The 14,824-nt window shown below is 57.7% G+C and carries 17 protein-coding genes; 7 read left to right on the top strand and 10 right to left on the bottom strand.

All coding sequences use genetic code 11. The features are described from left to right. The first annotated feature begins 121 nt into the window (after positions 1-121). Entirely contained in the window at positions 122-367 is a 246-nt protein-coding gene (locus soil367_RS00285; RefSeq protein ID WP_136545805.1) for a YheU family protein, read from the top strand. A gap of 377 nt (positions 368-744) precedes the next feature. On the opposite strand, the gene cyoE is transcribed toward soil367_RS00285, so the two are convergent. The 4 genes from cyoE to soil367_RS00265 all read right to left on the bottom strand — a co-directional run bounded on the left by cyoE (position 745) and on the right by soil367_RS00265 (position 4,246). Continuing rightward, on the bottom strand, positions 745-1,650 hold the full coding sequence (cyoE, locus tag soil367_RS00280; protein ID WP_136545803.1) for a heme o synthase: 906 nt from the start codon (positions 1,648-1,650) through the stop codon (positions 745-747). After that, positions 1,647-2,741 carry a COX15/CtaA family protein gene (locus tag soil367_RS00275; RefSeq protein WP_216642749.1) on the bottom strand — a complete coding sequence of 365 codons (1,095 nt, stop codon included), beginning with the start codon at positions 2,739-2,741 and terminating at the stop codon, positions 1,647-1,649. Before soil367_RS00275 ends, cyoE begins: the two co-directional genes overlap by 4 nt. A 58-nt stretch (positions 2,742-2,799) precedes the next feature. Continuing rightward, positions 2,800-3,447, bottom strand: a complete 648-nt coding sequence (locus soil367_RS00270) for a hypothetical protein (RefSeq protein WP_136545801.1) — start codon at positions 3,445-3,447, stop codon at positions 2,800-2,802. Positions 3,448-3,508: 61 nt separating this feature from the next. After that, a complete protein-coding gene (locus soil367_RS00265) occupies positions 3,509-4,246 on the bottom strand; it encodes an SURF1 family protein (RefSeq protein ID WP_246065432.1) in 738 nt (245 codons plus the stop codon). A gap of 23 nt (positions 4,247-4,269) precedes the next feature. Between soil367_RS00265 and soil367_RS00260 the strand changes: the two genes are divergently transcribed. Then, positions 4,270-4,485, top strand: coding sequence for a twin transmembrane helix small protein (locus tag soil367_RS00260; protein WP_136545799.1), 216 nt, complete (start codon positions 4,270-4,272; stop codon positions 4,483-4,485). Between the two features lie 188 nt (positions 4,486-4,673). Here the strand turns inward: soil367_RS00260 and soil367_RS00255 are convergent, their stop codons facing one another. Genes soil367_RS00255 through coxB form a run of 3 tightly spaced genes read right to left on the bottom strand, consistent with a single transcriptional unit; the run spans position 4,674 to position 8,391 of the window. After that, the gene (locus tag soil367_RS00255; protein WP_136545797.1) at positions 4,674-5,561 is read right to left on the bottom strand and encodes a cytochrome c oxidase subunit 3; all 888 of its coding nucleotides are present in this window, start codon (positions 5,559-5,561) and stop codon (positions 4,674-4,676) included. Positions 5,562-5,621: 60 nt separating this feature from the next. Beyond that, entirely contained in the window at positions 5,622-7,208 is a 1,587-nt protein-coding gene (ctaD, locus tag soil367_RS00250; protein ID WP_136545795.1) for a cytochrome c oxidase subunit I, read from the bottom strand. Positions 7,209-7,266: 58 nt separating this feature from the next. After that, a complete protein-coding gene (gene coxB / locus soil367_RS00245; protein WP_136545793.1) occupies positions 7,267-8,391 on the bottom strand; it encodes a cytochrome c oxidase subunit II in 1,125 nt (374 codons plus the stop codon). A 234-nt stretch (positions 8,392-8,625) separates the two neighbouring features. Here coxB and soil367_RS00240 point away from each other — a divergent pair, with 234 nt between their 5' ends. Next, the gene (locus soil367_RS00240; RefSeq protein ID WP_425459957.1) at positions 8,626-8,814 is read left to right on the top strand and encodes a hypothetical protein; all 189 of its coding nucleotides are present in this window, start codon (positions 8,626-8,628) and stop codon (positions 8,812-8,814) included. Between the two features lie 42 nt (positions 8,815-8,856). Here soil367_RS00240 and soil367_RS00230 read toward each other — a convergent pair whose 3' ends face one another. From soil367_RS00230 to soil367_RS00220, 3 genes are read right to left on the bottom strand one after another with little or no spacing between them, the layout of a single operon-like run. Beyond that, complete coding sequence (locus tag soil367_RS00230; RefSeq protein WP_004574636.1) at positions 8,857-10,146, bottom strand: ISL3-like element ISPpu12 family transposase; 1,290 nt, start codon at positions 10,144-10,146, stop codon at positions 8,857-8,859. Positions 10,147-10,167: 21 nt separating this feature from the next. Next, on the bottom strand, positions 10,168-10,680 hold the full coding sequence (gene lspA, locus soil367_RS00225; protein WP_008740521.1) for a signal peptidase II: 513 nt from the start codon (positions 10,678-10,680) through the stop codon (positions 10,168-10,170). A gap of 3 nt (positions 10,681-10,683) precedes the next feature. Then, the gene (locus tag soil367_RS00220; protein WP_004574643.1) at positions 10,684-11,580 is read right to left on the bottom strand and encodes a cation efflux transmembrane domain-containing protein; all 897 of its coding nucleotides are present in this window, start codon (positions 11,578-11,580) and stop codon (positions 10,684-10,686) included. Between the two features lie 95 nt (positions 11,581-11,675). Here soil367_RS00220 and cadR point away from each other — a divergent pair, with 95 nt between their 5' ends. From cadR to soil367_RS00200, 4 genes are all read left to right on the top strand, one after another. Beyond that, on the top strand, positions 11,676-12,083 hold the full coding sequence (gene cadR, locus soil367_RS00215) for a Cd(II)/Pb(II)-responsive transcriptional regulator (RefSeq protein ID WP_004364961.1): 408 nt from the start codon (positions 11,676-11,678) through the stop codon (positions 12,081-12,083). A gap of 24 nt (positions 12,084-12,107) precedes the next feature. After that, positions 12,108-13,346 carry an MATE family efflux transporter gene (locus soil367_RS00210; RefSeq protein WP_136545791.1) on the top strand — a complete coding sequence of 413 codons (1,239 nt, stop codon included), beginning with the start codon at positions 12,108-12,110 and terminating at the stop codon, positions 13,344-13,346. Positions 13,347-13,649: 303 nt separating this feature from the next. Then, positions 13,650-14,306 carry a hypothetical protein gene (locus tag soil367_RS00205; protein ID WP_136545789.1) on the top strand — a complete coding sequence of 219 codons (657 nt, stop codon included), beginning with the start codon at positions 13,650-13,652 and terminating at the stop codon, positions 14,304-14,306. Positions 14,307-14,436: 130 nt separating this feature from the next. Beyond that, positions 14,437-14,823: a DoxX family protein gene (locus tag soil367_RS00200; RefSeq protein WP_136545787.1), complete on the top strand. Its 387-nt coding sequence runs from the start codon at positions 14,437-14,439 to the stop codon at positions 14,821-14,823. Position 14,824: the final 1 nt, after the last annotated feature.

The following is a 14,824-nucleotide window of genomic DNA, read 5'->3' as shown; positions in this document are numbered from 1 at the left end:
AGCAGCGTGACGAACTCGGGTTGTTAACGCCGCGAATGATCGCCGCCCGGCCGAAGTGGTTATCCGCCCAGGACCATGGCATCGTATCAGATGCTAAAACGGTACCCGGTGGGAATGCTATATGATAATCAGTGCGGATCAGCTCTCACACGACGCGCTTGAGGCGCTGGTGGACGAATATTGCCTGCGCGAGCATGGGGTCAATGAAACGGAAGACCCGCTCGGGCCGAGAAAGCTGGAGGTACACAGGCAACTGGAGCAGGGCAAGCTGCTGATTCTGTACACGCCCAATAACCCCAATCAGGTTGCGACACTGGTTCCGCGAGAAAAACTCTCCGCGAAGGAACTCGGTGACGGCGACGCATAACGGGATCAGCGCTATGCTTCAGCGCGACCGCAACGCAAGGTCTCGCCCGGTCGGCGCCCAGGCCCGCAGGGAAAGCGAATAAAACGTTCGGGGACACCAGTGCACTGTTTGGTTAATTCGCTAACTTAATGAGGCCCTGAGAATCTGGATGGCAAGGCGCGGCGGCGGAGGTGTGGTGGCCGGCGCTCCGGTGGTTCCACATCGAGTCGCCGCAACGCCGCTAGCCAGTTTCTCAGGACCTCCTTCGGGCGAGCTTCTGAAGGCTTTGGATCTGCGTTGCTGCTCTTTGACATGGAACCACCATGCCTGCAAGACCAGCGCCTTGCCCAAAGCCTTCAGAAGCTCGCAGTAAGCCAGCGAATTAACCAAACAGTGCACTAGCTGAACGCGAAGTGGTCTACGAGCAGCAGTACGAACAGCAGCATCAGGTAGGTGATGGAATACTTGAAGGTCGCGAGCGCTACCCGGCGGTCGTCGCCGCGCCACAGACGCACGGCATACTGCAGGAAACGCAGGCCCAGAAGAGACGCCCCCACGAGGTACAGCATCCCCGACATACCGGTGACAAAAGGCATCAATGTCGCTGCCAACAGCACGAGCGTGTAGAGAATGATGTGGAGTTCTGTGTAGCGGTTGCCGTGGGTCACCGGCAGCATCGGGATCCCCGCTTTTGCGTACTCCTCCTTGCGGTGAATCGCCAGCGCCCAGAAATGCGGCGGCGTCCAGGCAAATATGATCAGGACCAGCAGCAGTGCATTGGCTTCGACCTGGCCGGTCACGGCTGTCCACCCGAGCAGCGGCGGCATGGCGCCGGCAAGACCGCCGATGACGATATTCTGGGGCGTCGCACGCTTCAAGAAGAGTGTGTAGATGACCGCGTAACCAATCAACGACGCCAGCGTCAGCCAGGCTGTGATCAGGTTAACCTGGGTGACCAGGATGATCATCCCACCCAATGCCAGGGTTGAGGCAAACCCGAGCGCTTCCAGGGTGGTCAGCCGACCCGTGGCAACGGGCCTCTTGCGGGTGCGGGCCATGATCAGATCTATTTTCTTGTCGACCACATGGTTAACCACCGCAGCTGCACCGGCCAGCAGTGCGATGCCGAGGTTGCCGTATACCACCACCTCCCAGCCGGGTAAACCGGGGCGCGCCAGCAACATGCCGATGATCGCCGTCAGTATCATCAGCGCAACAACACGAGGCTTGGTCAGCTCAAGATAGTCACGCCATCCGGCCGCCCCAGGCGCGTCGTCAGTCAGGGTTTCGGTGTTATTACTCATGCAATATTCCCGCTTCGGGTATAAGTTCCGGCCGAAGCTGTTGAAAAAAAAGTCGGCGCCATCGAGGCGGTCTGCAGCCGATGGATGAGGTACACAAGCGACAGCAGCAGCGCGGCACCACCGGCATTATGGGCGACGGCAACAGCGACCGGCAACTGTAGCCAGATGTTGGTCAAGCCCAGCATCAACTGTAACCCGAGCAGAAGACCGACCAGTGCCGCTCCCTGGCGCAACTCCCGGTGCCGTGTGCGTCGCCAGAGAAAAACCAGCGCGGCGCCGACTACCACGAGCACAGCTAAGGCACCGATGCGGTGGCTTACATGGATGGCGACGCGTCCGTCGTTGTTAAGCTGGCCGCCCAGATAATTGGGACCGACGTGCTGGAAGAAGTTGAAGCCGTGCTCAAAATCCATGTCCGGCCACCACTGGCCCTGACAGGTCGGCAGGTCAGTGCATGCAACCGCAGCATAGTTACTGGCCACCCAGGCTCCCAGGGCAATCTGGATTACCACAGCCACCAGCGCAGCCACCAACAGGCGCTGGGGCCCCTTTAGCTGTTCTGACTGTCCGGGTGAAAGGATGACCGGGGATTTCCAGAGACGCAAAGTTAACAGGAATAACAGGGTCAGCGTGGTAAACCCGCCGAGCAAGTGCGCCGAAACCACCTGCGGCCAGAGCTTCAGTGTGACGGTCCACATACCGAATGCGGCCTGCAGGATTACCATGGCCAGGAGAAACAGCGGCAGTTTCAACGGGATCTGGGCATCACTGCGTCGGCGCACTGCAAAGACGGCGAGCCCGAGGATAACGAGGCCAAGCGCACCTGCGAAATAGCGGTGGATCATCTCTGGCCAGCCCTTCGCCGCATCGACCGGAGCATGGGGAAAACGCGACTCTGCAAGCGCAATCGAGTCTGCACTCTGAGGCACCGTGAGAAATCCATAGCAGCCTGGCCAGTCAGGACAGCCGAGGCCAGCATCAACGAGCCGTGTCCACGCGCCCAGCATGACAACCACTACAGCCAAAAGTGTTGCTAAAAGCGCCCAGCGCGCCATCGTTGAGCGGGCTGGCGAAATATCGGGTCGGTTCATGGTACTGCCCATTCTGATTCTTTCTTTACATGCCTATGAGTGCTATCGATGGACAGCGCTAGCCGATGTTGGAGAGGCGGAGCAGCTTCTTGAGATCGTCCAGCAAATCCTCACCGGCATTCGACGCGTCATAGCGCAAAACAATATTACCGTTCGGGTCGATGACATAGATCTGATAGCTGGTCTGAAGCTCCGCCGCTCCGGGAAGCTCTGGCCTTGCCTGGCCGGATTCATGCTCCAGCAGAACCAGCTCGGGGTACTGCTGCCCCAGGGTCTGCCCGTCGCTGATGCTTTCCCCGGCTCCTGCGGCGGTCGACTGGACCACCCACAGGCCACGCTCAACCCGCTCGCTTTCCTTGCCAAGGGCGATATGGACCTGGCGCACCTCATGCAGCGCCTTGCGGCAGGCTGTATCGCAGGCCTCAGCAATAGTCAGGATCAGCCAGAGGGGCTCCTCCCTTGCCGGGAAGAAACGATCGGTCAGGGGGGTGTTGTCGACTGTCCTCAGGCCCAGGGTCTCCACGGCGCCAACGGGCTGTAATAGCTCACCCTTGTTGGCCGTACCACCGACCGCACCCCAACCGCCAAAATACATCCAGCTGGCCAGCACGATGGGTAACAGAGCGATAGCAAACAGCGACAGGGCTATGACTCGGCCACGCCGGACGGCGCGAGGATCGACCTGGGGAGAGTTGCTTTCAGTCATCGGTTGTATTCCATCATCCTGTTAATCACAAAGAACATTAGCTGGCTCCGCCCCGGGCGTATCATTTGTCCGGCTCCCTGTCGCGCCTGAAGCTCGCAACCAGGGTCAGCACACACAGTGCTATGGCCAGGCCAAACCATTGCACGGCATAGCCGTAGTGCGTACTTACACCGCTGTGGGGCGGCTCCCAGTCAATTCTCAGCGCTCCGGGCTGGCCGCTGTTGGCAAGGCGCAGGAAATGCTCGCTTACAGGGGCATCCACGTGCATAAGCGCCAGTTCATGGGTAAGAAACTGAACGCGCTTGGGCCAACCGACGGGTTCTTCCACACCGCCCAGGATCGGCGGTGCCGGCCAGGGCGCCCGTCGGCTTTCGACACGTTGCCGGTCTCCGCTGACAGGGATGTCCGGGAGGACCGACCGATCGCGAGTGCCGGGGATCCAACCTCGGTTCACCACCACTACAGGCCCGACAGTCGGCTGAAAAAGGCTCAGGATTTCATATCCCGCCTGTCCGTTCCGCGTACGGTTGTCCAGCAGCCACTGCTTACCGGGCATATAGTGGCCCTCAAGCAAGATCGGCTGCCCTTCTGCTGCATCCGCTGAGAGCGGCCACTGGACCGGGGCGAGTTCCTGCCAGTTTTTCTCCAGCTGGATTTTTTCTTCCGCCCGCCCTAACTGCCAGAATCCCAGCCAGATGAGTAAAGGGAAAAGGACTAGCGCGACTAGCCATAATCGCCAGTCGGGCTGCCAGTGATGGTTTCGGATACTGACCTCAGGCTTTGTTATAGTGGGGCGCAACAAACCTCGGAAAGGGAATCGAAATGCTGAAGGCCGTGATTGTTATTCTGCTGCTGGCGGTAGTCATAAGTCTTTTCAGCAGTCTGACGTTCCTGATAAGAGACAGTAGCCGCAGGAGCCGGGTAGTCAACGCTTTGGTTGTACGCGTTGTCCTGTCAGTCCTATTACTGATCGTCATTGGCTTCGCGCTGTGGTCCGGCGAAATACAGCTGCGGCCCAACCCTGCCACCGGACTATGAGTTCCCCTCGCCGCAACGACCGGTCAGGACCGTTTTCTGCTGCGCCGTTCCGAACGCATTAATTGCGGCCGGACTCATTCTTGCGACTGTACCGCTTCTAGCGACAGTGCCGGTCCTGGCGATCATACCGGTTCTGGCGACGAATCCGGCCCAGTAAGAAAAGGCCCCGTAGGGGCCTGCACTTCGCTCTAGACGATATAGACAAACACAAACAGAACCAGCCAGACGACGTCCACGAAGTGCCAGTACCAGCTAGCGGCTTCGTAGCCAAAGTGGTTGTCCGCTGTAAAGTGGCCTTTCATCAGTCGCAGGGTAACCACCAGCAGGATAATCGCGCCAATAGTGACGTGAGCCCCGTGAAACCCGGTCAGCATGAAGAAAGTGCTGCCGTAAATGCCCGATTCCAGTGTCAGGTTAAGGTCCTGGTAGGCGTGCATGTACTCTTCAGCCTGGAAAAACATGAACACTGCACCGAGCAGAACGGTTATGCCGGTCCAGATGATCGCCGCACGACGGTTGTCTTTCTTGAGTGCTTTGTGGCCGATAGTCAGGGTGATGGATGAAGTCACCAGCAGGATCGTGTTCACCAGGGGCAGTCCCCACGCACTGATGGTTCCGCTGGGGGCTGGGTATTTTTCAGGATCAGGATTATTGATCAGCGGCCAGGTCGCTTCGAAGCCCTCCCACAGCATGTTACTGCTGCCACGATCGCCTTCACCGGAAAGCCACGGCAAGGCAAAAACGCGGGCGTAGAACAAGGCGCCGAAAAAGGCTGCGAAGAACATGATCTCGGAGAAAATAAACCAGCTCATGCCCCAACGGAAACTACGGTCCATCTGCGGGCTGTAAAGACCCTTCCGGCTTTCCTCAACGACATTGCCGAACCAGCCGAAGAGCATGTAGATCAAAACAGCCAGGCCGATACCGAAGGTGATCCAGGCCGTGCCTGTGTCTTCCCCGGCCCGGCTACTGACCATGATCGAACCCATCCCGACCATGATCAAAAGCAGGGCAAAGGTAGCGACGATCGGCCATTTGCTTTGGGCCGGCACGTAGTACGACTGATTACTGGACATGGCAGCCTCCGTTTCCGCTTCTGGCTATTATTGTTGAAAGCACGCTCGAAAGACTCATCATCACTCCACCCGTGGCGGCGTGGCGAAGGTGTGGTAGGGCGCCGGTGAGGGCACGGTCCACTCCAGCCCACTGGCACCTTCCCAGGGTTTGGCCGCTGCCGGGACGCCGCTACGCACCGTCTTGATAACGACAAAAACAAAAAATACCTGGGTCGCACCAAACATGAAGGCGCCGACGCTGGATACCAGGTTGAACTCGGCAAACTGCAGCGCATAGTCGGGGATTCGGCGTGGCATACCAGCAAGCCCGAGGAAGTGCATCGGGAAGAAGGCCAGGTTCATGCCGATAAACGACAGCCAGAAATGGGTCTTGCCCAGCACTTCGTCGTACATCTTGCCGCACCACTTCGGCAGCCAGTAATAGACCGATGCGAAAATGCCGAATATCGCTCCGGGCACCAACACATAGTGGAAGTGGGCTACAACGAAATAGGTATCGTGGTACTGGAAGTCGGCAGGTGCTATGGCCAGCATCAGCCCGGAAAATCCGCCGATGGTGAAGAGTATGACGAACGCAATCGAGAACAGCATCGGCGTCTCGAATGTCATTGACCCGCGGAACATGGTGGCCACCCAGTTGAAGACCTTCACCCCGGTGGGTACGGCGATCAGCATGGTGGCATACATGAAGAACAGTTCGCCTGCCAGCGGCAGGCCCACGGTAAACATGTGGTGGGCCCAAACGATGAAGGAGAGGAAGGCAATCGCCGCCACCGCATAGACCATCGAGGTATAGCCGAACAGGCGCTTGCGGGCAAAGGCCGGGATGATCTCAGAGACCGCACCGAAGGCCGGCAGGATCATGATGTACACCTCAGGATGCCCGAAGAACCAGAAAACGTGCTGGAACAGAACCGGGTCACCGCCCCCCGCAGCATCAAAGAAGCTGGTACCGAAGTTGATATCCATCAGCATCATGGTCAGCACGCCGGCCAGTACCGGCATGACCGCAATAAGCAGGAAAGCAGTAATCAGCCAGGTCCAGACGAAAAGGGGCATTTTCATCAGGGTCATGCCCGGAGCGCGCATGTTGAGAATGGTGGCGATGACGTTGATCGCGCCCATAATCGACGAGATGCCGGCCATGTGTACGGCAAAGATGAAGAAGGTGGTGCTTGGCGGTCCATAGGTCGTGGACAACGGAGCGTAGAAAGTCCAGCCGAAGTTGGGGGCGCCGCCGTCCATGAAAAGCGTGGACACCAGCAGGCCGAACGCCGCCGGCAGAATCCAGAAGCTCCAGTTGTTCATCCGTGGCAAAGCCATGTCCGGCGCGCCGATCATCAGGGGGATCATCCAGTTCGCCAGGCCGACGAAGGTCGGCATGACTGCACCGAACACCATGATCAGGCCGTGCATGGTGGTCATCTGATTAAAGAACTCGGGCTGCACCAGCTGCAAGCCAGGCTGGAACAGTTCTGCCCGGATCACCATGGCCATGGTCCCGCCCAGCAGGAACATGACCAGACTGAATATCAGGTACATCGACCCGATGTCTTTGTGGTTGGTGGTAAACAGCCAGCGGCTGAAGCCTTTCGCCGGCCCGTGGTGCTCGTGTTCATCGTGGTGGGTATCAATGACCGCGCTCATGTCTCGTCCCCATTCGTAACCGTTAATCTTGTTGTCTTAGTCAGGGTTCGCTTGGCCATCATTCGGCCTGCTCGAATTCGACTATGTCCTGCGGGGTCGCCATATCGCCTACGTCGTTGCCCCAGGCGTTACGCTCGTACGTGATAACCGCGGCCAGGTCGACCTCGCTGAGCTGGTTACCGAATGCCTGCATTGCCGTACCGGGGACGCCGTTCACAACCACGTCCATGTGGCGGCTGATATCGCCCAGGGCCACATCACTGCCGACAAGGGCCGGGAACGCGGGTGGCACCCCGGAGCCATCGGCCTGGTGGCACGACACACAGTTGCTGTTATAGACCCGCTCCCCACGCTCCATAAGTTCGGCCATGGTCCATTCTTTTTCAGTAAGCTCGCGCTCTGCGGCGGCTTCTTCGCGCTTCTCGGCGACCCAGGCCAGGTACTCCTCTTCAGGCACCGCTTCGACAACAATGGGCATGAACGCGTGTAAACGTCCGCACAACTCGGTGCACTGGCCACGATAGATCCCGGGCTCATTGATTGTGGCCCAGGTTTCGTTGATAAAGCCGGGAATGGCGTCTTTCTTGACGCCTAGCGCGGGAACCCACCAGGAATGAATGACGTCGTTGGCGGTTACAAGAAACCGTACTTTCTTGCCTACGGGAACCTTAACGGTGTTGTCGACTTCGAGCAGGTAATTCTCGCCTTTGGAGACGCGGTTATTAATCGCATCCTGGGACGTGGTGGTGTTGCTGAAGAAGCTGAAGTCGTCGTCCATGTACTCGTACTGCCACCGCCACTGATAGCCGGTCACCTTGATGTCGATGTCCGCTTCTGTGCTGTCGTACATCTCAACCAGCGTACCGGTGGCAGGAATAGCCATGGCCACGAGAATAATGACGGGGATGACGGTCCAGGCAATTTCTACCGACGTGCTCTCGTGGAAGTTCGCCGCCTTCGCGCCCCGGGATTTACGGTGGGCAAAAATAGACCAGAACATGACCCCGAAAACGACGACGCCGATAGCGACGCAAATGAAGAAAATAATCATGTGCAGTCCATAGATGGACTGACTTAAGTCGGTGACGCCGGGTGTCATATTGACTTCCCAGTCCGCCATGGCACCGACGGGCATCAGACCGGCAACCGCAAGGGCACCGGCACGCAGGGCCTGCACGCTCATACCGTCTCCATTCAGAGTGTTATTTTATTGGAGTTTATACGCAGAACTGCCGAGTATAGCCACGAACAACAGCGACACTCAAAGGCAGATAGCTTTCCAGAGACAACATTGCAGGAAACGTTATACAGCAAGCAGCCCGCTACCACTACCTAACAGACCTCACTATGGCTACTCTTCCTGAGGTGAACTCTCTCTGCCTCCACATCTACGTAAACCAGGACTGACAAAGGATTATTGGATATTTCCGGATATATATCAACGCTTGACCGCAGGCTGTGGGCGCTCGCCTGGCCGTTGATCCTGACCAATATAACAGTACCCATGTTGGGCCTGGTGGATACGGCGGTGCTCGGCCATCTGCCTGACCCGGCCTACCTCGGCGCCGTTGCCGTGGGCGCCAATCTTTTGGGTATACGGATTTAATGGTTGATGGGGCACCTTCACCCCATCAATCTGATACCACCCTCAGATGGTTGATAGATCGACTCCGTAGTTGAGTTCCTCTGCGAAGTCCGGCAGTCCGTAACCGATGGTTTTCTTGTAGAAAGGAGAGACCTTCGCAGTCGGTGCCTTCTTCTTGTGCTTCGTGGTGTAGAGCATTCGTGCCCGCATCACCTCGAAGGAGTAACCGCGCCCTTCACGGTTCTTGTCCTTGGCCAGTCGGTTGATGGACTCCGTGTAAGCGTTGGTGACGGGCATGTCCGTCTCGAAGTAGGTCATGGTCTCTTCGCGCCAGTTTCCCACTGCCCTGACCAGATCGCTCCAGACTTCCTTTTGGCCCTTCGGGATGGTGGCTATCCACTCGTCCAGGGCGGCTTCTGCCTGGAGCCGTGTGGTGGCGTCCCAGATGCCGTAGAAGCGCTCCTTGTGCTCGTAGGCGGCCAGCAGTTGCGGGAATGCGCCTGTCCAGGTCTCCATGATGAGGCGCTCCCGGTCTGAGACTTCGTGAGCGCGTTTCAGCAGGATTTTCCGGTCTCCCTTGAGAGTCCGGCTCTGGGACGGTTTCAGCTCCTTTCTGAGGCCCTTGCGCACTCTCTCTAGGGCATCGTTGGCCATGCGCACCACATGGAACTTATCGACCACGATACGGGCCTGGGGCAGCACAGCCTTGACCGCTGCCCGGTAGGGGTTCCACATGTCCATGCTGACGATCTCGACCTTCTGCCGGTCTTTCAGCTTCATCAGGTAGTTGGTCACCACGTCCTGGCGGCGGGTGGCCAGCAGGTCGAGCAGGGTTCGCTCCTCAATGTTGGTCAGAATGCAGCGGTAGCGCTTGTTCAGGTATAGCTCGTCAATGCCCAGGATGCGGGGCGTCTCGAAGCGGTGCCAGCGCCCCAGGAACTCGGCGCGGGCGTTGAAGATGTCGCGCACCGTCTTCTCGTCCAGGCCGGTCTGTGCCGCCACAAAGGTGTAGGGGTGGTTGAAGGATTCCTTCTCCACGTACTCATGCAGCCGCAGTGTCATACGGAATCCGTCCACCATCTCCGGTAGCTGGGGCCTGAATGTTGTCTTGCAGGCCCGGCAGGTGTATCGGCGGCGGACCACCCAGAGAGTGACCCGCTTGCCGTGGATGGGCAGATCACGATAGGGAACGTCACGCTTGCCGAACCGTACGAACTCACCCTGCACGCCGCATTCCTCGCAGGCGATGGGATCGGGCACGTCCACCTGGAAGTGCATTTCGTCGTCGGTTGATTTGCAGCCCAGTACTTGGTATTGCGGCAGGTGAAGGATGTTGTCGGGAAGTTCGGTCATGGTGTTGTATAGGCGTAGGTGTCAGTCAGATCCATCCGGCTCGGCATTGGTGTTTGCTTTTTTACCCAACAAGCTGCTGGAAACGAAAAGTAAGGCACCGAGGACAATTGCAATATCAGCCAGGTTGAAGGCCGGCCAATGCCAGTCTCGCCAATAGAAATCAAAGGAATCCACAACATAGCCGCGAAAGACCCGGTCAATCAGGTTGCCCATGGCGCCACCGAGGATAAGACTGTAAGCGATGGCTTCTCCTTTATGACGATTTTCAAGGATCAGCTTGATCAGAAAAATCGAGACCACTACCGCGATTCCGATAAATAAGTAGCGCTGCCAGCCTCCACCATTCGCAAAAAGACTGAATGCGGCACCGGTGTTCCATAGGTGCACCCAGTTAAAGAACGGGGTCACCGAAACATACTCGCCATAGGCCATTGATTGCTGCACCAGCCACTTTACAGCCTGATCAGACGCTGCCAGCAGGCCCGATATGGACAATAGGGCATACGGCGAGAGCTTTTTGCCAATAATGAGCATTATTTAACCCTTCAACGCCAAAATGCGTCTGGCACCGTTAAGTACAATGCCCCCCGCGATGGTGCCGATAATCAGATCCGGATAATTGGAACCGGTCCACGCGACCAGGGCGCCGGCGGTGATGACCCCCAGGTTGATCACCACGTCGTTGGCCGAGAATATCCAGCTTGCCTTCATGTGCGCCCCGCCTTCCCGATGTTTGGATATGAGCAGCAGACAACTGGTATTGGCAATCAATGCGACGAATGCGATAGCCATCATCACCAGCGATTCAGGCTCACTACCGAATACAAAGCGTCTCACCACCTCTACGAGCACGCCCACAGCCAAGATCAGTTGCAGTACACCAGCAAGATGCGCGGCACGTACCTGCATTTTCACGCTATGTCCAACCGCATAAAGGGCAAGCCCGTACACCGCCGCATCGGCAAAATTGTCCAGGGATTCTCCAATCAGGCCGGTGGACTGGGCGATCAGACCGGCAGTCATTTCCACCACGAACAGAAGTGCATTGATGCCGAGCAACCAGCGCAGGGTCCCGGATTCTTGCTTAGCAGAAGCTGCCGAAAACTCGGCGGCCTTGATGGTCTCCGGATTTGCAGCGACAGTTTCCTGAAGCGAGGCGCCTAGCCCCAAGGTCTTCAGTTTCGAGGTGACGGGCTCGACCTCGCCGTCATGCACGACCTTCAGCCGGCGGTTCGACAAGTCGAAGGACAGCGCCCGAATCTCCTCAAAGCCGTTCAGGGCTAGGCGAATCATTCGTTCTTCTGATGGACAGTCCATCTTCGGCACGGCATAAACACTGACCCATCTCCCTGGCGCCTCGGAGGAGGCCTGTATATCGGTATCCGCTGCGGACGTTGCATCACCGCCACAGGCGCCACCACAGGATTTGCTCATGATACGACTCCACTTGAACAATGTTGTGGTACCATTTAAAACTATAAAGCTACTATAAGGTCAATAGAGTAAAGAATCCGTTGGGGAGGAGGCTGATGCGCATTGGTCAGTTGGCGCAGTTGGTAGGGGTCGAAACACAGACGATCCGCTTCTATGAACAGCAGGGCTTGTTGCCGCCGCCTGATCGGCAGGACAACGGTTACCGTGTCTATACCGAGAAGCATGGTGAGGGGCTGGCCTTCATCCGTCGCTGCAGAATCCTGGGCCTGTCACTGGCTGAGATTCACGAACTACAGAGCTATCAGGACGACCCTCATCAGCCTTGTACCGCCGTCAACGCCTTGCTCGATGATCACATCTCTCATGTGCGGTCGCAGATAACCGCTCTGCAAGCGCTTGAGAAACAACTCGTTTCACTGAGAGCGAGTTGCAACGATGACCGGGAAGTTGAGGCGTGTGGGGTTCTTGCTGGAATTAGCGAAGGAAACATGCACCAGCAGTAGGTGAAGCATCAACCAGATAATCCGATGAGATGCCGGTCTGTCTCACTCTCATGCAAAGGTAAGATCAACCATTTAATCCGCTTACCCAATCTTTTTACGGTGATCTACTGGACTTTCGGCTTCATGCGTATGGGTACGACGGGGTTGGCCGCCCAGTCACACGGACGGGGCGAAACCGAAGCACTCGTACAACTGCTGTGCCAGTCGCTGATCATGGCGCTGGCCATCGGACTGGGCCTGATCGCGCTTCAATCTCCGATATTTGCAGTTGGTCTGGCGCTAATGGATGCGCCACCGGAAATTACCGCGCTGGCGTCGGAATATCTGTCCATCCGCATCTACAGCGCTCCGGCCGTCCTCTGCCAATACGCGCTGGTGGGCTGGATGATCGGCACCCACTTTGCACGGGGCCCGCTCCTGCTGCTGGTCACCGCCAACCTCGTCAATATGGTGCTCGACCTTTTGTTCGTCATCGGCTTCGGCTGGAACAGCGCCGGGGTTGCGGCAGCTACACTCATGGCCGAATACCTGTCGGCTTTCCTGGGCCTGTGGATCGTACACAAGCGTCTTCCCGGTATCCGATGGACGCGTGCGCTGACCGGCACCTGGGCCGACTACCGCCGACTCTTCGACGTCAATCGTTACATACTCGTTCGCACCATTCTTCTGCTGCTGGCTTTTGCGTTTTTCACCGCTCAGGGTGCTCGGCAGGGTGAGACCATCCTGGCGGCCAATGCGGTTCTGCTGACGTTCCTACTCTTGATTTCTACCGGGCTCGATGGGTTTGCAAACGGCGCCGAGGCACTGGCGGGGGAATACCTGGGACGCCGGGATCGTGCCGGATTCATTGCCGTAGCCCGCACCTGTGCCCGCTGGTCATTGATCACGGCTGGACTGATGACTTTGCTCTTTGCTGGCGCCGGGGGGCTGATTATCGACCTGTTGACCAGTATCGATGACATCGCCAGCACAGCCCGGCGCTACCTGCCCTGGCTTTGTCTGATGCCACTGGTTGCGGTCTGGAGCTATCTGCTGGACGGCCTTTTCATCGGCGCCACTGACTCGCGGCCCATGCAGAACACTATGATCGTATCGGTAATCGGTGTTTATTTACCGCTCTGGTGGGCTTCGCGGGGACTGGGCAACGACGGGCTCTGGCTGGCATTGATTGGACTCATGGCGGCACGCGGCCTGACTCTCGGCTGGGTATATCACCGCAGGCTGAGTTCAGGCGCCTGGTTCCCGGGCCAGGGCAATGCCTGAGCAACAGACCAGGCGTCACGATTCCCATCATTTGACGTTGTTTTAAACCGACGAGCCGGCTTTCGGCTACTCTTTTTACTGTCGCCTCGACCGCTGTTTGCGCGATCACCAGAATTATCGGCTTCTTGCTCGCTTCTGCCTGGCTTTTGTCCAAGTTCAGCTACACTGAAAAGGCGAGCGGCGCAAGACCCATCAGTCAAAAATGCCAACTCCCACCCCGGGGCTCGCCAGCCTTCTGGGGTCTCAAGGGCCAGCAGAGGCAGGTTCGCTACATTGATTATCGGATACCGAGCATTACCGACAATGACCCATAAATTGGTGCTAGACCTGATTGCACAAGCCAGACGACAGGAAGCCCAGCAGGGGCTATTCAGTCAGGCGATGGCAGCGCGGCTCGCCGAAGTACAGCTGGTAGCGGACATCACGCACGCGGACCCGGTTTCGTGCCTGGTCCGGTTTGTCGAGGACTATGTGGAACTGGCCCCGCAATTGCTGGAATGCATCCAGACCTCCGCCGCGAAAATTGGTCGGGCCGCGCTGTTCTCGCCGTTTCTCGACGCGGCCTACGGTGCCTTTTCTCGTCCATCGATACTGTTAGCGCGCTTTGACGGGTTGGACGCGCTGTTGGTCAAAGCCTACCTGTGCCATCGCCTGATGGAAGAAATGCACGAGAACAACCGCTCGATCCGTAATGCCAATCTGGTCAACTCCGGCGCAGCCCACGCCAACATCCTGGCCCACCACCTGATCGGCGAGCCTTTTGCCAACGAACTCGACAATGCAACCCTCATTACTGTGCACCAGTTAATGAGTTCCCCGGCTTACTACGACCTCAATCTGGCTAAATTCGCAGAAGAGATTCGCGATGCCGCTGGTGAGGTCATGCGCCATCGTCTCGAAACGCTGCTGACACGCAACCAGATTGTGTTCCGTTTCTCCTACCCTGGCAGCTTGTCCTAGCACGCCACGGTGCTTAACCTAAGCCGGGAATACCGCTGCAGCACGTATCACCGCTCATCATCCCGGGACTCTATCGACACAAGCTTCGAGCTGTGGTCCCATACGGGCTTCCACCTGAGGAGTCGTACTTGTGCTGCATCAACCTGATCTCGGAAAACTCATTCTGCGCCTTGCGCTGGGCTTAATGATTCTCTTGCACGGCATTTCAAAGCTACTGCACGGCGTCGGCGGTATCGAGAGCATGCTGGTCAGCCATGGTTTGCCTGCGTTTCTGGCCTGGGGTGTCTTTGTCGGTGAAGTGCTGGCACCGCTTATGATCATCCTGGGTTTTCACACGCGGTTGGGCGCGGGCCTGATTGCCATCAATATGGTGGTCGCTATCCTTCTGGCGCACACGGGTGAGCTCTACCAATTGACCCGGAACGGCGGCTGGGCCCTTGAGCTGCAGGGCATGTTCCTGTTTACGGCGTTGGCGCTCGTCTTCACCGGCCCGGGACGATTCCGCGTTCATAGCTGAG

It is taken from the genome of Hydrocarboniclastica marina (genome assembly GCF_004851605.1).
GTDB lineage: Bacteria > Pseudomonadota > Gammaproteobacteria > Pseudomonadales > Oleiphilaceae > Hydrocarboniclastica > Hydrocarboniclastica marina.
This window is presented reverse-complemented; position numbering and strand designations above follow the sequence as displayed.